The organism is Actinomyces sp. 594 (assembly GCF_019325145.1).
Classification (GTDB): Bacteria; Actinomycetota; Actinomycetes; order Actinomycetales; family Actinomycetaceae; genus Actinomyces.
Genome location: NZ_PIZC01000045.1, coordinates 90,120 through 110,247 on the forward strand (window position 1 = coordinate 90,120; position 20,128 = coordinate 110,247).

The window sequence follows — 20,128 nt, forward strand, 5'->3', positions numbered from 1 at the left end:
GCCCCCAGGGTAGTCTCGCGGCGTGCCCACCACCTCGTCTGCGCCCTCGAAGGACTCGTCCGGTCCGGCTGCATCCGCAGACGGCGTTACCCGGAGGCGGGCACTGTTCGTGGTCGGCGCCGCCCTGGCGGAGGAGGTTTGCGCGGTTCCTGATCTACCGCGGCGCGGCGGGCATATGTGGGTGCAGCCGGTCGCCTCCACCGTGGGCGGCTCCGCCATGAACGTGTTGCGCAACCTGGTGGGGCTGGGCCGCTCCCCGATCCCGGCGCTCACCGTCGGTACCGGGCCGGCGGCCGCCCGCGTCGCGGAGCTGCTGTCCGCCCTTGGGCTTCGCAGCGTTCTCCCGGCCCACGCGCGGGACAACGGCACCTGCCTCACCCTGATCACCCCGGACGGCGAGCGTACGTTCCTGACCGCTCCGGGGTGCGAGACCGACTGGTCGAGAACGCGTGTGGCCACCCTGGACGTACCCGCGGGTGCCGTCGTGTACGCCTCCGGCTTCCAGCTGCTGGCTCCCGGCGGGCACCTGGCAGACTGGGCATCCGGGCTGCGCTCCGATGCCCTCCTGGTGCTAGATCCCGGCGCCCGCTGCGCCGAGCTGGTGCGCCTGCCCGCCTGGCGGGCACTCAGGGATCGTTGTGACCTGCTGACCCTCAACGGCCGGGAGGCGGCGGCCCTGATGGACGCCGAACTCCACTCGTGGCACCGGGAGGGGAGCGCGGCTGGGCCGGACAGTCCCCTGGCCGAGTGGGCGCTCCAGCACCGCTGTGACGTGGTGCTGCGGCGGGGAGCCGCAGGTGCGACCTGGCTGCCCGCCAACGGCGGTCCGCCCGTGCACGCCGCTGCCGTGCCTGTGCAGGTGGTGGACACAGACGGCGCCGGTGACGCTCACACAGCCGGCGTCATGGCCGCGCTCGCGGATGGACTCGAGCCGGCGGTGGCCCTGGAACTGGCGGCCCGGACGGCCGCCCGGGCCGTCGCGCACGCCGGCCCATGATGCTCGGTGGCTGGTGGCGCCGGGTGATGCCCGGCGCACGCGCCTGAACTGCGAGACACAGCCCGGCCACAGTGCCGGCACGTGGGCCTTCCAGGTGGTGGCCGTAGCTTCAGCCTCGCCCTGACACCACGGGGTAGGCGACAACATGCCGAGAGCACACGAGAGCGCAGAGGACTACTTACATGACCGAGCCGAGGCCCGACGACTTCGATGTCACTGCCCGTATTCCGGCCGAGGACGCCCCCGCCGCGCGCGCCGGTTCCGCCTTGGCACCGGTGGGTGCAGATGCCGGACTGACAGACCGCTGTGCATCGCCCGAGGTCGGCGGCCAGAGCACTCCGCCGGCGGATGACCCCGAGCCTCAGGCTGCGGTGCCGGCCGGCGCTTCGCCGGTATCCACGCCTGGCGCCGGCACCGGGGATAGGCGGGGACGCCCCTGGTACCGGCGTGGCTGGCTCGCCGCAGCTGCTGTGATCGCCCTCATGGCGGCCTCCTTCGGTGCTGGCTGGGGCGTCAACGAGCTGCTTTCCGGTACTGCTCCGGCCGACGTTGAACAGGGTGAGTTTGCGCCGGGGTCGGGCGGTCCGGGCGGGCAGGCGCCAGGCCGGGGCGGAGGTATGCCGGACGGGGGACAGCCGCCCTACGGCGACTCAGGGCAGACGGAAGGCGGTGCCGGCGGTGCCGGCCGGACGACTCCTGACCGCGACGGCAGCGGCGGCGACGGCACCACCTCCGAGGATGGCGGCAGCGCCGGCGTGCTGCAGGAGGGCACCTCGGCCTGACTCAGGCCTACGTGGCCGCGGCTCGACCGCTCTTCGCCGGTTCGCTCTTCGCCGGTTGTGGCTTGGCGAGTCGCGCTGCCAGCGGGCCGTGGCACGGATTGCACCACTTTCACTCGCGACGGTCTTGGAGTCTGCGCAAGATTCGCATGATTGCGCGGTTCTATGTCTCAGGGTAGCGGTTGCAACCGCAAAAGTGGTGCATTCCGTGACAGCGGTACGGTGCGACGCATTCACGGTGAGGCGGCGCCTCTCGCATATTGATACGGATGGACGGCAAGGCGGTGTGCGTCACACCTGCGTGTGGTGGCTTGCCACACCCGCACTCAGAGTGTCTACTTGTGTATACAAGTTGCCGCGCGGGTGCGGCAGCGTGAGTCACCTCGGAGCGCCAAATGAGCTTTCGCGACGCCGTCGTCTACCAGGTCTATCCGAAGTCCTTCAAGGACACTACCGGCAACGGTGTCGGCGACCTGCGCGGCATCATCGAGAAGGTCCCCTACATCGCCTCCCTGGGCGTGGACTACGTCTGGCTCAACCCCTTCTACCCCTCGCCGGGCCGGGATAACGGCTACGACGTGGCCGACTACTGCGCGGTAGACCCCGCCATGGGCACGATGGAGGACTTCGACGAGCTCGTCGCCGCCCTGGCCGAGCACGGCATCAGCCCCATGCTGGACATGGTGCTCAACCACGTGTCCACCGAGCACGAGTGGTTTCAGCGGGCCCTGGCCGGCGAGCAGCGCTACCGCGACTACTTCTACCTCCGCCCCGCCCGCGGCGAGGGGCCCGCGGGAGAGCCGGTCCTGCCCACCAACTGGGTCTCCAAGTTCGGCGGTCCCGCGTGGGCGCCCTTCGGCCCCGTGGACGACTCCGGCCGCCCGCTGGGCGGGGAGTACTACCTGCACCTGTTCGACCCCGGCCAGGCCGACCTGGACTGGCACAACCCCGAGGTGCGCGCCCGGGCGGCGGAGGTCATCAACTTCTGGCGCGCCCACGGCGTGCGGGCCTTCCGGTTCGACGTGATCAACCTGATCGGCAAGACCGAGCCCCTGGCGGACGCCCCCGCCGGCACCGATGACCGCCTGGTCTACACCGACGGTCCGCTGGTGCACGACTACCTGCAAGAGCTGAGCCGGGACAGCTTCGGCCGGGACCCGGACTCCGTGACCGTGGGGGAGATGTCCTCCACCTCCATCGCCGCCTGCGTGGACTACACCAACCCCGCGCGGCAAGAGCTGTCAATGGTGTTCAACTTCCACCACCTCAAGGTCGACTACGCCGACGGCCAGAAGTGGACCCTGGCCGAGCCGGATATCCCCGCCCTCAAGCGCGTCCTCAACGACTGGGCCCTCGGCCTCCAGGCGGGCGGCGGCTGGAACGCCCTGTTCTGGAACAACCATGACCAGCCCCGGGCCATCAACCGCTTCGGCGACCCGGAGCACTACCACTACGAGTCCGCCACCATGCTCGCCACCGCCATCCACCTGCTGCGCGGCACCCCCTACATCTACATGGGGGAGGAGATCGGCATGACCGATCCCGACTACACCCGCATCGAGGACTACGTGGATGTCGAGGCCCTGGGCGCCTACGCCGAACTGGTGGCCGCCGGGCACAGCGAGGCGGACGCCTTCGCGATCGTCCACGCCAAGGCCCGTGACAACGCCCGCACCCCCATGCAGTGGGACGCCGGCACGGGCGCCGGCTTCACCACCGGCACGCCCTGGCTGCAGCCCACCAACGCCGCTGCGGTCAACGTCGCTGCCGAGGAGGCGGGCGGGCGCATCCTGCCCTACTACCGCCGCCTGGTGGAGCTGCGCAAGACCGAGCCGGTGATCGCAGAGGGCGACTACATCCCCTGGGGGCTCGAGAGCCCCGACGTGTTCGCCTACATCCGCGAGCTCCCCGCCTCCGGGCCCGCTACCTCCCCCGCTGCCGAGGATCCCGCCCATGACGACGCCGGCACCACCCGCCTGCTCGTCCTCACCAGCTTCCGTGGTCATCCGACCACGGTCGAGATTCCCGATGAGTTCCTCACCGGAGACGTACTCATCGGGAACTACCCCACCCGGCCGCTGAGCCCCGTCATGACTCTGCTCCCGTACGAGGCACTGGCCATCATCGTCCGCACTACGACCAGGCTCTGAGAGGAGCTGTACACATGTCCTCAGCATCAGCCTCGGATACGGCGCTGGTAGCGCCCGTATCCGGCAAAGTAATCGCCCTCGCCGACGTACCCGACCCGGTCTTCTCCTCTGGGGCCCTCGGGGAGGGCTTCGGCGTGGCCCCAACCTCCGGCGACGTAGTCGCCCCGGCATCCGGAACCATCACGATGGTGGCGGAGACCGGCCATGCCGTCGGCATCGCCACCCCTGACGGCCTGGAGGTGCTCCTGCACCTGGGGGTGGACACCGTCGAGCTGGAGGGGCGCCCCTTCCACCTGACCGTCGCTGTTGGTCAGGAGGTCCGCTCCGGCCAGTCCATGGGAACTATGGACCTGGCGGCTATCAAGGCCGCCGGCAAGGACACCACCAGCATCGTGGCGGTGACCAACTCCGCCAAGGCCCTGGCCGAGCTGCGCGTCACCGCCGGGCAGGCGCAGGCCGGTGCCGGCGTGGCCACCGCCGTGCTCAAGACCACTGCCGGGGCAGCCGGCACCGTCCTGCCCGCGGCCACCGCCGACGACGGCCTGACCGGCTTCGACGCCACCGCCCGCGACATCATCGCCGGGGTGGGCCGGGCCGACAACATCCGCTCCGTCATCCACTGCATCACCCGGGTGCGCTTCTACCTCAAGGACGAGTCCCTGGCCGACGACGCCGCGGTCACCAGCGCCGACGGCGTGATCGACGTCGCCCGCGCAGGCGGCCAGTACCAGGTGGTCATCGGCGCCGCCGTCGGTGACGTGTACGACGCCGTCATCAAGCAGGTGCCCCGGCTGGCCGAGGGCGCCGACGAGGCGGAGGCGGCCCCGGCGGCCCCGAAGCCCACCACGCCCATCGGCTGGGTCAAGTACGGCTTCTCCTCCCTGATCGGCGTGATCACGGGATCCATGATCCCCGTGATCGGCGTGCTGGCCGCCTCCGGCATTCTCAAGGGAATCCTGGCGCTGCTCACCCAGTTCAACGTGGTTGACACCGGCACCTCCACCTACACCTTCATCGACGCCATGGCCTCGTCGATGTTCTACTTCCTGCCCATCATCATCGGCTTCACCTCCGCCCGCAGGCTCGGTGCGGACCCGATCATCGTGGCCATCATTGGTGGTGTGCTGACCTTCCCGTCCGTGGTCTCCATGGCCGACTCCTCTGCCGAGGACTACCACGTAATCGCCCGCATCGGGCGGACGGTGTTCAACTCCGACTTCTTCGGCATCCCCGTCTCCCTGCCCGAGGGCAACGCCTACGCCTACTCGATCTTCCCCATCATCGTGGCCGCCTGGCTGGCCAGCAAGATCGAGCCGTGGTTGAAGCGGTGGATCCCGGCGGTCGTGCGCTCCATCTTCGCGCCGCTGCTGGAGATCTTCATTGTCTCCACCCTGGTGCTGGTGGTATTCGGCCCGATCGTCATGACGATTTCCGGCGGTATTGCCCAGGGCGTCAGCTGGGTACTGGGCCTTTCGTATCCGGTAGCAGGCCTCCTCATCGGCGGCTTCTACCAGTGCCTGGTCATCTTCGGACTGCACTGGGCGGTCATCCCGATCATCTCCCAGCAGATCGCCGACCCCGGGTACTCCCCGCTCAACGCCATCGTCTCCGCCTCGATGATCGCCCAGGGCGGTGGCGCGCTCGCCCTGTGGGTCAAGGCCAAGAGCCCCCGTATCAAGCAGCTGGCCGGCCCGGCCACGATCTCAGCGCTGTGCGGGGTCACCGAGCCCGCCATGTACGGCCTGAACCTGAAGTACGGGCGCGTGTTCATCACCGCCTCCATCGGTGGCGCCGTGGGCGGTCTGCTCACCGGCCTGTTCGACGTCAACATGTGGGGCTTCACCGGCGCCTTCGTCGGCTTCCCGTCCTTCGTCAACCCAGAGGGCCTCGACGGATCCTTCACCGGCTTCTGGATCGCCTCGATCGTGACCCTGGCCGTATCCTTCCTGGCCACCTACTTCTTCGGTTTCAAGGAGTCTGACTTCGAGACCGAGCGCACGGTGGAGAAGGTACGACTGGGCAACCGCGAACCGGTGGCCCGCTGAGGGCTCCGGAGACGCATCTCCTGGACCGGCCCGGTCGGAGCGCAGGCAGGCACCTGCTCCGACCGGGCCGGTCCTTCAGTCTTGTCACCGCTGGGAGGGCAGGCGCTGGGCGGCCGAGACGAAGCCGAAGGTCCCCGGCACGTGGTGGGAGCGGGTGTACTCGAACGGTGCCCCGGAGGCGTCGAAGCCGAGGGACTCCATGACGCCCACGCAGTCCAGACCGCCCAGGTCCAGGTGACGACGGTCCAGCTCGTCCGCAGCCTCAATAGTGACCATGCGCGAGGCGGTGGTGATATGCACCCCCAGCTCGTTCTCAAGGTAGGTATAGATGGATGTCTCCGCGGCGTCGCGGGGAATATCGGGCACCACCGAGCGCAGGAAGCGGTTGTGGTCGATGATGGCGGGCCGGTCGTTCAGCAGGCGCAGCCGACGCAGGTACAGCACCTGCGCACCCGCGACCAGCCCCGAGGCCTCGGCGGCAGACTCCGAGACGGTCTCGACGGTGGAGGAGAGCAACACGGTGCGCACAGTCGTGCCGATGCGGCGGCCGGCCTCGGCCAGGGACTCAATGCCCGACAGGAAGAACAGTGAGGCCGAGCGCGGCCGGTAGATCACCTGGATGCCCTTGCCGTGAATGGGCTGAACATAACCCTGCGAGCCCAGATACTGCATCGCCTTTCGTACCGTGGGGCGGGTGGTGCCGAAGTCTGCACTCAACTGATTCTCGCTGGGCAGGAAGGAACGGAAGGGAAAGCTGCCGTCCTCTATCCGGCCGCGCAGGAACTCATAGATCTCCTGATACTTCGGCACGTTCGCATACTCGCGTCGGCGAGGCGGCTGAGAGGCGGCCACGGTGTGATCTCCTCGGTCGTGGTCTGGATGGCCCGGGAGGCCAGGTGGCATAAGCCTATGCGCCCACACTGTAGTGACGACGATGCTGAGATCGCGACTGCGCTCGTGGGACCGACGCCTTCCGGCGTAGTCGGCGGCTCAGCAACCAGGTCTACTAACTCGGGATGCAGTCGACGACGTGCCGATCAGCCGGACCGCGTGCTTCACCCCCGAGTTCAAAGTCGACTCCACTGCCGAGTCGACTGCCGAGTTCAGTGCCGACTCCACTGCCGACGGCCTCCCGGTAGCGCCGCGCGACTATGCGGGCGACCGCCGGGTGGGCGCCGATGGGTGCGGCGACGAAGCCGGCCTCACTCCGGTGCAGCGCGCGGGAGAACTTGCCCTCGGCCAGCAGGTAGGGAGCCACGGCAATGGTTCGCGCGCCCTCCTGCCGCCAGGAGGCCACCGCCTCATGGGCCGCGGGAGAGGTCTTGGCCAGGTACGCGGGCCGGACGGGAAGCCCGAGTTCCTGCGACAGTAGCGCCGCCGCCTGCTCGGTCTCCCGCACGGGCCGACGCCTGAATGAGCCCGAGCCGGCCAGCACGACGCCGTCCAGGCCGGCGGTGCCATGCCCGTGGCCCGCCGCCGCCCAGCGGAGCCGGTCGGCCACGACCTTGACGATCGCTGGTTCGGGACCCAGATGCCGGGTGGCGGTGCCGGACCCGTGCTCGGCGAGCAGGCCCGGCAGGTCATGCAGGACGTGGTAGCCCCCGCCCAGGAAGAAGGGGACCACGACGGGATCGTGCAGCCCCGAAAAGGCCTGACGGGCCGTTGGGGCTTGGAATTCCACGTAGCCGTGGCGCACGACGACTCCCGGCAGGAGGGCGGCCACCTGCGCGCTGACCCGTTCGAGGACCGGGCGCGCGCCGGGTGCGCGGGTGCCGTGTGCCAAAATCACCAGGGGACGCGCGTTCATGCGGCCTGCACCTCCGGGATGACGGTGAGGTGGCGAGCCCGGCGCACCGTGAAGGCGATAAGCGGAAGCAGGGCCGCAACCAGCGCCGACACCGTCCAGGCGGTGGCCGGGGCACTCAGACCGAGTGCCTCCAGAACCGTCACCGTATTCGTCACCACGATCAGGCCGCCGACGGCGGTTCCCAGGGTGGCGCCCGGCATCCGGGACACCGCCCAGGCGGCCAATGGGGCGGCCAGCACGCCGCCGCCCAGCAGGGCGATCACAATGCCGACGTCGATTCCGGCCGTCCCCAGACCGAGGAGGAAGCCCAATGACGCCGTCACGCTCACGATGAACTCGGCGGTGTCCACACTGCCCACCACGGTGCGCGGGGCGGTGCGCCCACGCGACAGCAGGGTGGTGGTGACCACCGGCCCCCAGCCTCCGCCGCCGGTGGCGTCTATGAAACCGCCGATCAGGCCGAGCGGCGCCAGCAGCCGCAAGGTGTGGGGGCTGGTGCGCGCGGCGGCGCCGGTTGACGGCCGGACGGCGAAGCGCACCAGCACGTAAACGCCCAGCACCAGCAGGATGGTGGCGGTCACGGGCGTCGCCGCGGCCGTGGTCAGCCGGGACAGGACGGTCGCGCCCAGGAAGGCGCCGACGGCGCCGGGGACGGCGAGGCGAGCCACCAGCGCCCGGTCGGTGTTGCCAAGACGTAGATGGGAGACGCCGGACATGAGCGTGGTCCCGATCTGGGATAGGTGAACGCTGGCGCTGGCCAGCGCCGGGCTCAGGCCTACGGCGAGCAACAGCGAGGAGCTGGTGACGCCGTAGCCCATGCCCAGGGTTCCATCCACGAGTTGTGCGACCAGCCCGACCAGGGCGAGGAGGATGAGTGCGAACATGATGATCCTTCAGGGCCGTCGGGGGTCGTCGCCGGGCGCATTACCCGGGGACGATCCGCGTGTTCCATGCGGGGCTGACGGTGACGACGTCGCCGATGACGATGACCGCCGGAGCGGTGACACCGACGCTGACGGCGACGTCGGGCAGACATCGCAGCACGGTGGTGGTTACTCGCTGATCGGGTAGGAAGCCGCGTTCGATGACGGCGGCCGGGGTGTCGGGATCGGCCCCCGCCTCCAGGAGGATCGTGGTCGAGCGACTAAGGTGCGCCACACCCATCAGGAGGATCAGCGTGTGGTCGCGCCGGGCCGGAACCGTGGATACCAGTTCCTCGTGAGCGGTGACCATGGAGAACCCCCGGGCCAGGCCTCGGTGGGTCACCGGGATACCCGCGGCGGCAGGCACGGCAATGGCAGACGTGACTCCGGGGACGATCTCGACGATGATGCCGGCCGCCCGGCAGGCCGCCGCCTCCTCACCGCCGCGGCCCAGCACATACGGGTCGCCGCCCTTCACCCGCGCTACGCGCTGCCCGGCGCGGGCCCGGTCCACCAGCACCGCGTCGATCTGCTCCTGCGGCAGCAGGTGATGACCCGGGCGCTTGCCCACGTCGATCACCTCGGCGCCGGGGCCGGCGGCGTCCAATAGCCGGCGCGGGGCGAGACGATCGATGACGATGACGTCGGCCCGTCGCAGCAGGTCCAGCCCACGCACCGTGATCAGTTCCGGGTCTCCGGGGCCGGCGCCGATGAGCGCCACCCAGCCGGTGCCGGGACGGTCGGTATCCGGGACTCTTTCAACTTCCGGCGCGAGCGGCCCGGCTGTGCCCGCGGCTGTACTCGCCCGGTTCATGCCGCCAGCGGTGCAAACGCCCGCTCGTCCTCCAGGCGCACCATGCCCGCCGCGAGTGTCCAGCCGTCGAAGGGGTCTACGAGCAGGAAGGCGCCGTCGCTGCGGGAATGGGCGTAGTCGGCGACGGGAAGCGGCTCGGACAGGCGCAGGCGGACGGAGCCGATGTCATTGAGGGCCAGGGCCTGCGCGGGCGCGGCGGTGAGGTCGTCGAGATCGAGGACGCCCTCGACGGCAGTGATGATCGCCTGGACGGTACGCGTCCCGTGCTTGAGGAGTACCCGGTCGCCCGACCTGGCGGGCCGCTCGGACAGCCAGGCGACGCGGGCGGCCAGGTCCCGGCGCAGCTGCGGCGGGTCGGTGGCGGCGGCGAGGAGATCACCGCGCGTGATGTCGATGTCATTGTCCAGTCGCAGGGTCACCGACTGGCCGGCGTGCGCCTCGGCCAGGGCGGTGTTTGCGAGGTCGATGGCGGCGACTCGGCTGCGGCGCCGCGAGGGGAGAACCACGATCTCCTCGCCCACGCGCACCGATCCCGCGGCGATCCGCCCGGCGTAACCGCGGTAGTCGGACAGGCCCTCCGCCGCGGCTCCTTGCGGCCGGATGACCAGCTGCACGGGCAGCCGGAAGGCCCCGTCCGTCGGCGTGGTGTCGGCCGGGATGGTTTCCAGTAGCTCCAGGAGGGCGGGTCCGCGGTAGAAGGGGGTTCGCGAGGAGCGGCGCACCACGTTGTCCCCCTCCAGGGCGCAGGTCGGCAGTGCCCGCAGGTCCGTGACCCCCAGCTCGGCGCCGGCGGCGCCCAACTCGGCGACGATCGCGTCGTAGACGTCGGCGGAGAAGTCCACCAGGTCGATCTTGTTGACGGCGACCACCACATGTGGGACGTTCAGGAGCGCCGCCACCGCCAGGTGCCGACGGGTCTGCTCCACCACGCCGTGACGGGCGTCGACGAGCAGGACCACCACGTCGGCGGTCGATGAGCCGGTGACCGTGTTGCGCGTGTACTGCACGTGGCCGGGGCAGTCGGCCAGGATGAAGGAGCGGCGGGGGGTGGCGAAGTAGCGGTAGGCGACGTCGATGGTGATGCCCTGTTCACGCTCCGCGCGCAGGCCGTCGGTGAGTAGGGCCAGGTCGGCGTGGGTCAGGCCGCGGTCCAGGCTCACCTGCTCGACGGCGGCGAGCTGATCGCGCAACACCGACTTGGAGTCGACCAGCAGCCTGCCGACCAGGGTCGACTTGCCGTCGTCGACGCTGCCGGCGGTGGCCAGGCGCAGCAGCCCCGTGGTCTTGGACGGTCGCGGGGTGGTTTGGTCCGCTGCGGTGGGGGCGTGCTCGGAGGGGGTGTCGGTCATGGGTTTCTCCAGGGGTGTGTGGCGGCGGGTGTATGGGGTGGGATGGGTGTCGGAGCGGGAGCTGGAACAGGAATCAGAAGTAGCCTTCGCGCTTGCGGTCCTCCATGGCGGACTCCGACAGGCGGTCGTCCGCCCGGGTGGCGCCGCGCTCGGTGAGTGTGGAGGCGGCCACCTCGACGGCGATCTCGTGGTTGTTGGCCGCCGTGGAGTCCACGGCGCCGGTGCAGGACATGTCGCCGACGGTGCGGTAGCGCACGGTGCGGGTGGTGACTGTTTCGCCCTCGCGCGGCCGGGTTACCGGGGTGACGGCCAGCCACATGCCGTCACGTGAGAAGACCTCCCGCCGGTGGGCGTAGTACAGGCTCGGCAGGGCGATGTCCTCGCGCTCGATGTAGCGCCACACGTCCAGCTCGGTCCAGTCGGACAGGGGGAAGACGCGTAGGTGCTCGCCGGGGGAGTGACGCAGGTTGAGCAACCGCCACAGCTCGGGACGCTGGTTGCGGGGGTCCCACTGCCCGAACTCATCCCGCAGCGAGACGATGCGCTCCTTGGCGCGCGACCGCTCCTCGTCGCGGCGGGCACCGCCGATGACGCCGTCGAAGCCCTCGGACTGGATGGTGTCCAGCAGCGGGCGGGTCTGCAGCGGGTTGCGGGTACCGTCCGGGCGTTCGCGCAGGCGGCCGTCGTCGATGTAGTCCTGCACCCGGGTGACGAGCAGGCGCGCTCCGGCGGCGGCGACGGTCTCGTCGCGGTAGGCGAGTACCTCGGGGAAGTTGTGGCCGGTGTCCACGTGCAGCAGGGGGAAGGGCAGCGGTGCCGGCCAGAAGGCCTTGCGGGCCAGGTGCAGGATGACCACGGAGTCCTTACCGCCCGAGAACAGCAGCACCGGGCGCCGGCATTCGGCGACCACCTCCCGGATGATCCCGATCGCCTCGGACTCGAGGGCGTCGAGGTGATCCGCAGGGGCGGCGGTAACGCTGGTAATGCTGTCAGTGGCTGTGCTCATGTGGCTCTCCAATCGGTTTCGCGGCTTGGTGTGCAGGGGCGTGCGGACGGGGCCTCACAGGTGGATGCCGCACTCGGTCTTGGCGAATCCGGCCCAGCGTCCGGAGCGGGGATCCTCTCCCGGGGCGACGCGCCGGGTGCAGGTCTGGCAGCCGATCGACGGGTAGCCGTCCGCCAGCAGCGGGTTGACGACGACGTCGTGTGCGGTCGCGTACTCCAGCAGATCCTCGAAGCTCCAGGCCGCCAGCGGGTTGAGCTTGACGATCCGGTGGGTCTCATCGAAGGCGACCAGCGGGGCGTCGGCGCGGGTGGGGGAGTCCTCCCGGCGCAGGCCGGTGGCCCAGGCCTCATAGCCGGACAGGGCTCGTGCCAGGGGCGCCACCTTGCGCAGGTAGCAGCACCTGGTGGGGTCCCGCTCGTACAGGCGCGGCCCGTACTCGGCATCCTGTTGGGCGATGGTGAGTTCGGGCAGGACGTCTATGACGGTGACGTCCATGGTGCGGGCGACGGCGTCACGGGTCTGCTCGGTCTGGGGGAAGTGGAAACCGGTTTCCAGGAATAGTGTGTCCACGCCGGGCATGCGGGTGGCCACCACATGCGGCAGTACGGCGTCCGCCATGGAGCAGGCGACGGCCAGCGAGTCGGGGAAGGTTTCGGCCGCCCAGGCGATGACCGCCTCGGCCGAGGCAGTAGGGCCCAGCCGTGCGGCGCCGTCGGCCGCGATGCGGCGCAGCTCGGCTTCGCTGCGGCGGGGAGCCTGCGCGGAGCGTGGGCGGTTGGCGCCGCGCGCGATAAGTCGGCCGTAGGGATTGACGGCCGGGGCTGCCGTGGGGGCGGTCGCCGGGGCGGCGTTGGCGGTCAGGGTGGGGATGGTGGCCGTGCGCAGCCCGGCCAGGGGCGCGATGCTGTCGGTGGTCATACCAGTTCCTCCTGCGGTGCCCGCTGTGCCCACTGGGAGAAGCTCTCCTCCGGGGCGCGTGCGGCCGCGTAGCGGCGCACGACGCGTTCGATGTAGTCGGTCAAGTCGGTGGCGGCCACCTTCAGGCCGCGCACGGTGCGTCCCAGCTCAGCCTCGTTGTGGCCGGCGGAGGCCAGGCCGCCTCCCAGGTGCACCTGGAAGCCGGGTACCTGCTGACCGTCGACGCTGATGATCTGGCCCTTGAGGCCGATGTCGGCGATCTGGATGCGGACGCAGGAGTTGGGGCAGCCGTTGACGCTGATAGAGATACGGCGGTCGAGGTCGAGGTCCGCCAGGCGCGTGTCGAGCTCGGCGCTCACCCGCGCCGCCAGGGACTTGGTCTCCACGATTGCGAACTTGCAGAACTCCAGGCCGGTGCAGGCCAGCAGTGAGCGGGTCAACGGCCCCGGATCCGGGTTGATGCCGAGTTTCCGCAGGCCGACTACGGCCTCGTCCACGCGCTGCGCGGGCACGTCCAGCAGCAGGATGTTCTGCAGCGGCGTCGTACGTACACGATCGGAACCGACCGCCTCGGCGAGGTCGGCCAGCCCCAGCATGGTGTCCCCGGACAGGCGCCCGACCGGAGGCTTGCCGCCGATCCAGTAGCGCCCGTCCTTCTGCCGGTGGACACCGATGTGGTCCGCCTCGCCCACCGGCGGCGCGGGGGCGGGACCGTCCGCCAGCTCGTAGCCCAGGTACTCCTCCTGCAGGACGCGACGGAACTTCTCCGGGCCCCACTCGGCCATGAGGAACTTCAACCGGGCCTTGTTACGCAGGCGGCGGTAGCCGTAGTCGCGGAAGAGCCGGATGGTGGCCCACCACACGTCGGTGACCTGGTCGGGCCGCACGAATGTGCCCAGGCGCTGTCCGAGGAAGGGCGCGGTCGACAACGCGCCGGCGATCCACAGGTCGTAGCCGGGACCGAGCTCGGGGTGCTCCACGCCCACGTAGGCGATGTCGTTGATCTCGTGGAGGATGTCCAGCGTGGGGGAACCGGTGAAGGCGGTCTTGAACTTGCGAGGCAGGTTGGCAATGTCTGGGTTGCCGAGGAAGGTGTCGCGGATCTCGGCCGCGGCGGCGGAGGGGTCGATGATCTCGTCGGGGTCGATCCCGGCCACGGGGGAGACGAGGAAGCCGCGCGGGGTGTCGCCGCACGCCTCGATGGTGGTCAGGCCGACCTCCTCCAGTCGGCGCCACAGCTCGGGTACGGACTCGATCTGGATCCAGTGCATCTGGAGGTTCTGCCGGTCGGTGACGTCCAGGGTGCCGCGGGCGAAGTCGTTGGCGGCCTGGCCGAGGACGCGCATCTGCCGCACGGACAGGGATTGGCCGTCCATACGCACCCGCTGCATGAAGTACCGGTCGGACAGCTCGGCGGGGCTGAGCTGGGCGGTACGGCCTCCGTCGATGCCCTGCTTGCGCTGTGTGTACAGGCCCCACCAGCGAAAGCGGGTGTGGAGGTCGTCGTCCGGGATGGCGTCGAACCCGGCTGCGCCATAGGAGGACAGGATGCGGTCGTGCGCGCCGAGCGGATCGCCGTCCTGCTTGACGACCTCATTGGGGTTCAGGGGCTTGCGGCCGTCGATGCGCCACTGGCCGTTGGAGCGGCCGGCGCGCGGCGGGCGGATAGTGCGGCCGGCGGGGGTGTCGCTTGCGGACGGGTCCTTGATCGTGCTCATGTCTCCTCCAGGCTGGTGGTGCATGAGCGTCCGGAGTCATTGGTTCGGGGACTCGCTCCGGATCGGTGTCTACAAGTGGCTGCCGGTTATTGGCCGGGAATTGGTCCACTTGCTGCCGCGCGGCTCCGGACGCCTCAGTGCGCCGGATTCCGTGTGCGGCGAAGCCGCGGTGGTCAGGCGCTTAGCGGGCCTGACAGCACATGACTCGAGTGGAGCGCAGCAACGCCCCGCGGGACTCCGCGGCGGCGAGCAGGGGATGCGCTTGGGTCATGCCGTGCACCTTAGGGGCGCGGCGGAGGGGGACACAACCGTGCGGCCGGATAGTGAGACGACGTCGGCGATGACGGTTCTGTCATTGGCGTACCCCCGAGTGCTTGGGGTAGGCCTGCCCGCGGCGGCTCTCCGTTGCTGCTCGTTCCGGTGCATGGCGGCCCAAAGTGTCCAGGATCGGCATAAACGACTCCGACGTCGCCGTCGGCCGTGGGCAGAACGTTGCAATCATGCGGTTTTCAAATCCGGCCTGGGGGTCGTCGGCGGCCTTTGTGCCGAATCCGGACATTCCGACCCACGGCGGGAGCGCCCGGGCACACAACACCCACCAGGCGCACCACACCCGCACACCGCAAGCACGGAGAATGGCGGGCACGCCTCGACGCCGCGGCTCATCACCCACAAAAAGGCGCCTCGGAGGACAGCACGCGTTTCCGGGACGCGATCGCGTGCGCCCTGCTCACAAGGCTCGCTTCTCAGCCGGCGGCACGGGTACGCCGCCTGTTGCATCATTGGGGCATGAGCACGAGTACTGCCCCATCCACACGCAGGGCCGTGATTACCGGCGCCTCCACCGGTATCGGCGCCGCCACCGTCAGGCGGCTGCGCTCCAACGGCTGGCAGGTGGTGGCCACCGCCCGGCGCGCGAAGCGGCTGGAGGCGCTGGCGGAGGAGACCGGCTGCGCCTGGGTGGCGGCCGACCTCCAGGTGCCCGATGACGTCGACCGCCTCGCCCGTGAGGTTCTGGCTGACGGGCCGGTAGACGCCGTGGTCAACAACGCCGGTGGAGCGCTGGGCGTCGACCCCGTGGCCCAGGGCGACCCGCAGGAGTGGGCGACCATGTACGAGCGCAATGCGCTGGCGGCGCTGCGGGTGAGCCAGGTCTTCCTGCCGGGTCTGCGCGAGCGTGGCGGGGACCTGGTCTTTCTCACCTCCACCGCCGCCCATGACACCTACCCCGGAGGGGCCGGGTATGTCGCGGCCAAACACGCCGAGCGGGTCATCGCCAACACTCTGCGCCTGGAGCTGGTGGGAGAGCCGGTGCGCGTCATTGAGATAGCTCCGGGCATGGTTGCCACCGAGGAGTTCTCCCTCAACCGGTTCCACGGCGACGTCCAAGCGGCGCGCCAGGTCTATGCCGGGGTGGCCCAGCCGCTGACCGCGCAGGACGTGGCCGAGTGCATCGCCTGGACGCTGGAGCTGCCCTCCCACGTCAACATCGACTCCATGGTGGTACGGCCCCGGGCCCAGGCCTCCAACACGCTGGTGGCGCGCGAGGGGGCGTGAGGGGCCGGGTCCCGCTTCCCAACGGATTAACCGACGAGACAGGTCCTCCGCCTCCCCGTGCCACGGTCCGCGGGCTCCCCTGTCGCCTGCGCCTGACGCCGGTGTGGCCAGCACGACTCCGTCTGGAGGCCTCCGGGGATGGCCGGGTGGGCACCGCGCGGTTACACTCACCGCCACAGGCGCCGACCCGGCCATCACCGGCGAGCCTCCGGAAGAACCGGACTGCGTTCACATTGTGTACGCGGCCCCCAGTAGAACCGGACGGGACAGCCCGTCACAGCTGCGAATCAAGCGGTCCGCACCGGCGCTGCCGGAGCGGGCAAGCGAGGTGGTACCGCGGTGCGGCACCGCCGCCGGGTACCGGCGGTCGGAGCGGCGTCGTCCTCGTGGATCCCGCGCCCCAGTGGCGCAAACGACTACGAGTGAGACGCGAGGCAAGACAAATGGCCGAAGAGCCCACCGCCGCCCAGCACCCGGGCGCCGCTTTCTACCCCCTGCACCGCCCCGGCCAGAAGGTCGAGCCGTCCCCCTCCTTCCCGGCGATCGAGGAGGACGTCCTGGACTACTGGAAGCAGGACGGCACCTTCCAGGCCTCCATCGACGCCCGCCCCGCGCTGGACGACAACGGCCACTCCAACGAGTTCGTCTTCTACGACGGCCCGCCCTTCGCCAACGGCCTGCCCCATTACGGGCACCTGCTGACCGGCTACGTCAAGGACGCGGTCGGCCGCTATCAGACCCAGCAGGGCCGCCGCGTGGAGCGCCGCTTCGGCTGGGACACGCACGGCCTGCCCGCCGAGCTGGAGGCGCAGCGCGAGCTCGGCATCGACGACGTCACCGAGATCACCCGCCCCGGCGGCCTGGGCATCGAGAAGTTCAACGAGGCCTGCCGCACGTCGGTGCTGCGCTACACCAGGGAGTGGGAGGACTACGTCACCCGCCAGGCCCGCTGGGTGGACTTCGAAAACGACTACAAGACCCTCGACCCCACTTACATGGAGTCGGTCATGTGGGCCTTCAAGACCCTGTATGACAAGGGCCTGGCCTACCAGGGCTACCGGGTGCTGCCCTACTGCTGGCACGACCGCACGCCACTGAGCAACCACGAGCTCAAGATGGATGACGACGTCTACCAGGACCGTCAGGACAACACTGTCACGGTGGGCCTGCGCCTGGAGCAGCGACTGGATGCTGCCCACCCCGACGCCGCCCCGGAGCTGGCTCTGATCTGGACCACCACTCCGTGGACCCTGCCGTCCAACTCCGCCGTCGCCGTCGGCCCCGACGTCGACTACGTGACCGTCCGCGTGGACGCCGACCTCGACTCCCCGGTCGCCGGGCAGGATGTGCTGCTCGCCCGCGACCTGCTGGGAACCTACGCCCGTGAGCTGGGTGAGGACCCGCAGGTGCTGGCCACCTACAAGGGGACCGACCTGGTCGGCGTGCGCTACGTGCCCATCTACGACTACTACGACGACGCCGCCCACCGTGCGGAGGGAGCCGCCCCCGGGGCGGCGGCCTGGCAGATCATCACCGCCGACTACGTCACCACCACCGAGGGCACCGGCCTGGTGCACCTGGCACCCGCCTTCGGTGAGGATGACATGTACTCCTGCCAGCCCTACGGCATCGGCACGGTCATCCCCGTCGACGACGGCGGCCTGTTCACCTCCGAGGTCCCCGACTACGCCGGCAGGCACATCTTCGACGCCAACAAGCCGATCATCGCCGACCTGCGCGATGGCACCGGCCCACTGGCCCGCCGCGAGGCGGCCGTGCGCGCCGTGCTGGTGCGTCAACAGTCCTACGTGCACTCCTACCCGCACTGCTGGCGCTGCCGCAAGCCGCTGATGTACAAGGCCGTCTCCAGCTGGTTCGTGAAGGTCACCGCCATCCGCGACCGCATGGTCGAGCTCAACCAGGAGATCACCTGGGTGCCCGGGCACGTCAAGGACGGCATCTTCGGCAACTGGCTGGCCGGCGCCCGCGACTGGTCCATCTCCCGCAACCGCTTCTGGGGCTCGCCCATCCCCGTGTGGGTGAGCGACGACCCGGCCTACCCGCGCACCGACGTCTACGGCTCCTTCGCGGAGCTGGAGCGCGACTTCGGCGTGGAGGTCAAGGACCTGCACCGGCCCTTCATTGACACGCTGGTGCGACCCAACCCGGATGACCCCACCGGCAGGTCCATGATGCGCCGCATCCCCGACGTGTTGGACTGCTGGTTCGAGTCCGGGTCCATGCCCTTCGCCCAGGTGCACTACCCGTTCGAGAACGTGGACTGGTTCGAGTCCCACAACCCGGGCGACTTCATCGTGGAGTACGTCGGGCAGACCCGCGGCTGGTTCTACACGTTGCACGTGCTGGCCACCGCCCTGTTCGACCGCCCCGCCTTCACCACCTGCGTCTCCCACGGCATCCTGCTGGGAAACGACGGGGCGAAGATGAGCAAGTCCCTGCGCAACTACCCTGACGTCCAGCAGGTCTTCGACCGCGACGGGGCCGACGCGATGCGCTGGTTCCTGCTGTCCTCCCCGGTGGTGCGCGGCGGCAACCTGTCCGTCACCAACAAGGCCATCCGCGACACGGTACGCCAGGTGATGCTGCCGCTATGGAACACCTGGTACTTCTTCAGCCTGTACGCCGCCCAGGCCGGGGAGGAGGGCGCCTGTTACCTCACCGAGGGCGTGGACCTGGCTGATCCCTCGCTGTTCGGTCCCAAGGGATCCCTAGACGTGATGGACCGCTATATCCTGGCCCGCACCAGGGATCTGGCGATCACCGTGGCGGCGCAGATGGATGCCTACGACGTCACCGGTGCAACTCACACGGTGCGTGAGTTCATCGACGTGCTGACCAACTGGTACCTGCGCACCTCCCGCGCCCGCTTCACGAGTGCATCGGCTAGTGCGTCCCGCCCGGCATTCGACACGCTTGCCACCGTGCTGCGTGTGCTCATGCAGGTGATTGCACCGCTGGCCCCGTTGCTGGCGGAGGAGATCTACCGCGGGCTGACCGGGGAGCGCTCCGTGCACCTGGCGGACTGGCCGGTCCTGCCCGAGCACGTGGCCGATCCCGCGCTCGTCAGCGCGATGGACGAGGCACGCGATGCGGTCTCTGCGGCGCTGAGCCTGCGCAAGGCCGAGAAGCTGCGCGTGCGCCAGCCCCTGCGAACCCTCACCATTGCCACCGCCGACCCGGCCGGCCTGGCGCCCTTCGCGGGGCTGATTGCTGACGAGGTCAACGTCAAGCAGGTGCGGGTGGTGGACGCCACCGAGGCCGGCTACGAGCTGACCGAGGAACTGGCCCTCAACCCGCGCGCCTTCGCGCCGCAGGTCCGCAAGCTGACCTCCAAGCTCTTCGCCGCGGTCAAGGCGGGGGAGTGGGAGGTCACCGCGGACGGCGACGTGCGCTTCGGCACGGTCCTGCTCGACGGCGTCCCGGTGATCCTGGAGGCCGAGGACTTGGCCTTCACCCTGTCCACGCGGATCGAGGTCAGCGACGACGCCCTGTCCGCCACGGTGCTGCCCTCGGGCGCCTTCGTGGTGCTGGACACCGCGCTCGACGCCGACCTGGAGGCCGAGGGCTGGGCCCGTGACCTGGTCCGGCTGCTCATGGACGAGCGCAAGGCTGCCGGGCTGAACATCGGCGAGCCGGCGCGCGCGACGCTGACTGTGCCGGCGGACAAGCAGGCCTGGACCGGCGCCCACCTGGACCTGATCAAGCGGGAGGTCAGCTGCGTGGAGCTGCAGGTGGTTACCGCCGACGTCGACGCCCCCAGCGCCACCGTGGCGCGGGCCTGAGGCGCGTCTCGCCCGCGGCGGGGGCAGCGGCTGCCCCCGCCGCGGTGCGAGCGGCAGCAGGCATAGACCAGGCGACTATTGGATCGTGCCTATGAATTATGCCTGTATATATTGGTAATCCTTAATTAGTGACTTAGGGGTTGCTTTTTTAGGGGTGGAACCGTGACCGGTCTGCCTATGAAATCGCTATACAAGCACGCTAGCCTCTGTACTGCGAACAGATCGCACCCGAGAAAAGAAGTGTCCGCCAGGCCCTGACGCG

General features: G+C 69.7%; 14 protein-coding genes. 6 read left to right on the top strand and 8 right to left on the bottom strand.

Annotation, left to right across the window (positions count from 1 at the left end):
- Nucleotides 1-22: 22 nt before the first annotated feature.
- The 4 genes from GZ998_RS07550 to GZ998_RS07565 all read left to right on the top strand — a co-directional run bounded on the left by GZ998_RS07550 (nucleotide 23) and on the right by GZ998_RS07565 (nucleotide 5,971).
- Nucleotides 23-997 carry a PfkB family carbohydrate kinase gene (locus GZ998_RS07550; RefSeq protein ID WP_219109487.1) on the top strand — a complete coding sequence of 325 codons (975 nt, stop codon included), beginning with the start codon at nucleotides 23-25 and terminating at the stop codon, nucleotides 995-997.
- Between the two features lie 182 nt (nucleotides 998-1,179).
- Complete coding sequence (locus GZ998_RS07555; protein WP_162679354.1) at nucleotides 1,180-1,779, top strand: hypothetical protein; 600 nt, start codon at nucleotides 1,180-1,182, stop codon at nucleotides 1,777-1,779.
- Between the two features lie 392 nt (nucleotides 1,780-2,171).
- The gene (locus GZ998_RS07560) at nucleotides 2,172-3,926 is read left to right on the top strand and encodes an alpha,alpha-phosphotrehalase (RefSeq protein ID WP_162679353.1); all 1,755 of its coding nucleotides are present in this window, start codon (nucleotides 2,172-2,174) and stop codon (nucleotides 3,924-3,926) included.
- Between the two features lie 14 nt (nucleotides 3,927-3,940).
- Nucleotides 3,941-5,971 carry a PTS glucose transporter subunit IIABC gene (locus GZ998_RS07565; RefSeq protein WP_219109488.1) on the top strand — a complete coding sequence of 677 codons (2,031 nt, stop codon included), beginning with the start codon at nucleotides 3,941-3,943 and terminating at the stop codon, nucleotides 5,969-5,971.
- A gap of 84 nt (nucleotides 5,972-6,055) precedes the next feature.
- Here GZ998_RS07565 and GZ998_RS07570 read toward each other — a convergent pair whose 3' ends face one another.
- From GZ998_RS07570 to GZ998_RS07605, 8 genes are all read right to left on the bottom strand, one after another.
- Nucleotides 6,056-6,781, bottom strand: coding sequence for a GntR family transcriptional regulator (locus GZ998_RS07570; protein ID WP_161925386.1), 726 nt, complete (start codon nucleotides 6,779-6,781; stop codon nucleotides 6,056-6,058).
- 196 nt (nucleotides 6,782-6,977) lie between these two features.
- Nucleotides 6,978-7,778, bottom strand: a complete 801-nt coding sequence (locus GZ998_RS07575; protein ID WP_162679351.1) for a sirohydrochlorin chelatase — start codon at nucleotides 7,776-7,778, stop codon at nucleotides 6,978-6,980.
- Entirely contained in the window at nucleotides 7,775-8,662 is an 888-nt protein-coding gene (locus GZ998_RS07580; protein ID WP_162679350.1) for a sulfite exporter TauE/SafE family protein, read from the bottom strand. Before GZ998_RS07580 ends, GZ998_RS07575 begins: the two co-directional genes overlap by 4 nt.
- 40 nt (nucleotides 8,663-8,702) lie before the next feature.
- Nucleotides 8,703-9,515 (bottom strand): uroporphyrinogen-III C-methyltransferase, encoded by an 813-nt coding sequence (cobA, locus tag GZ998_RS07585; protein WP_219109489.1) that lies wholly within the window; start codon nucleotides 9,513-9,515, stop codon nucleotides 8,703-8,705.
- Nucleotides 9,512-10,864 (bottom strand): sulfate adenylyltransferase subunit 1, encoded by a 1,353-nt coding sequence (locus tag GZ998_RS07590; protein ID WP_162679348.1) that lies wholly within the window; start codon nucleotides 10,862-10,864, stop codon nucleotides 9,512-9,514. The genes cobA and GZ998_RS07590 overlap by 4 nt, the downstream gene beginning before the upstream one ends.
- A 73-nt stretch (nucleotides 10,865-10,937) precedes the next feature.
- Entirely contained in the window at nucleotides 10,938-11,870 is a 933-nt protein-coding gene (gene cysD, locus GZ998_RS07595) for a sulfate adenylyltransferase subunit CysD (protein WP_162679347.1), read from the bottom strand.
- A 54-nt stretch (nucleotides 11,871-11,924) separates the two neighbouring features.
- A complete protein-coding gene (locus GZ998_RS07600; RefSeq protein ID WP_162679346.1) occupies nucleotides 11,925-12,788 on the bottom strand; it encodes a phosphoadenylyl-sulfate reductase in 864 nt (287 codons plus the stop codon).
- Nucleotides 12,785-14,506: a nitrite/sulfite reductase gene (locus GZ998_RS07605; RefSeq protein ID WP_219109490.1), complete on the bottom strand. Its 1,722-nt coding sequence runs from the start codon at nucleotides 14,504-14,506 to the stop codon at nucleotides 12,785-12,787. The genes GZ998_RS07600 and GZ998_RS07605 overlap by 4 nt, the downstream gene beginning before the upstream one ends.
- Nucleotides 14,507-15,295: 789 nt before the next feature.
- Between GZ998_RS07605 and GZ998_RS07610 the strand changes: the two genes are divergently transcribed.
- Complete coding sequence (locus GZ998_RS07610; RefSeq protein WP_161924425.1) at nucleotides 15,296-16,063, top strand: SDR family NAD(P)-dependent oxidoreductase; 768 nt, start codon at nucleotides 15,296-15,298, stop codon at nucleotides 16,061-16,063.
- Nucleotides 16,064-16,506: 443 nt separating this feature from the next.
- On the top strand, nucleotides 16,507-19,866 hold the full coding sequence (ileS, locus tag GZ998_RS07615; RefSeq protein ID WP_219109491.1) for an isoleucine--tRNA ligase: 3,360 nt from the start codon (nucleotides 16,507-16,509) through the stop codon (nucleotides 19,864-19,866).
- Nucleotides 19,867-20,128: the final 262 nt, after the last annotated feature.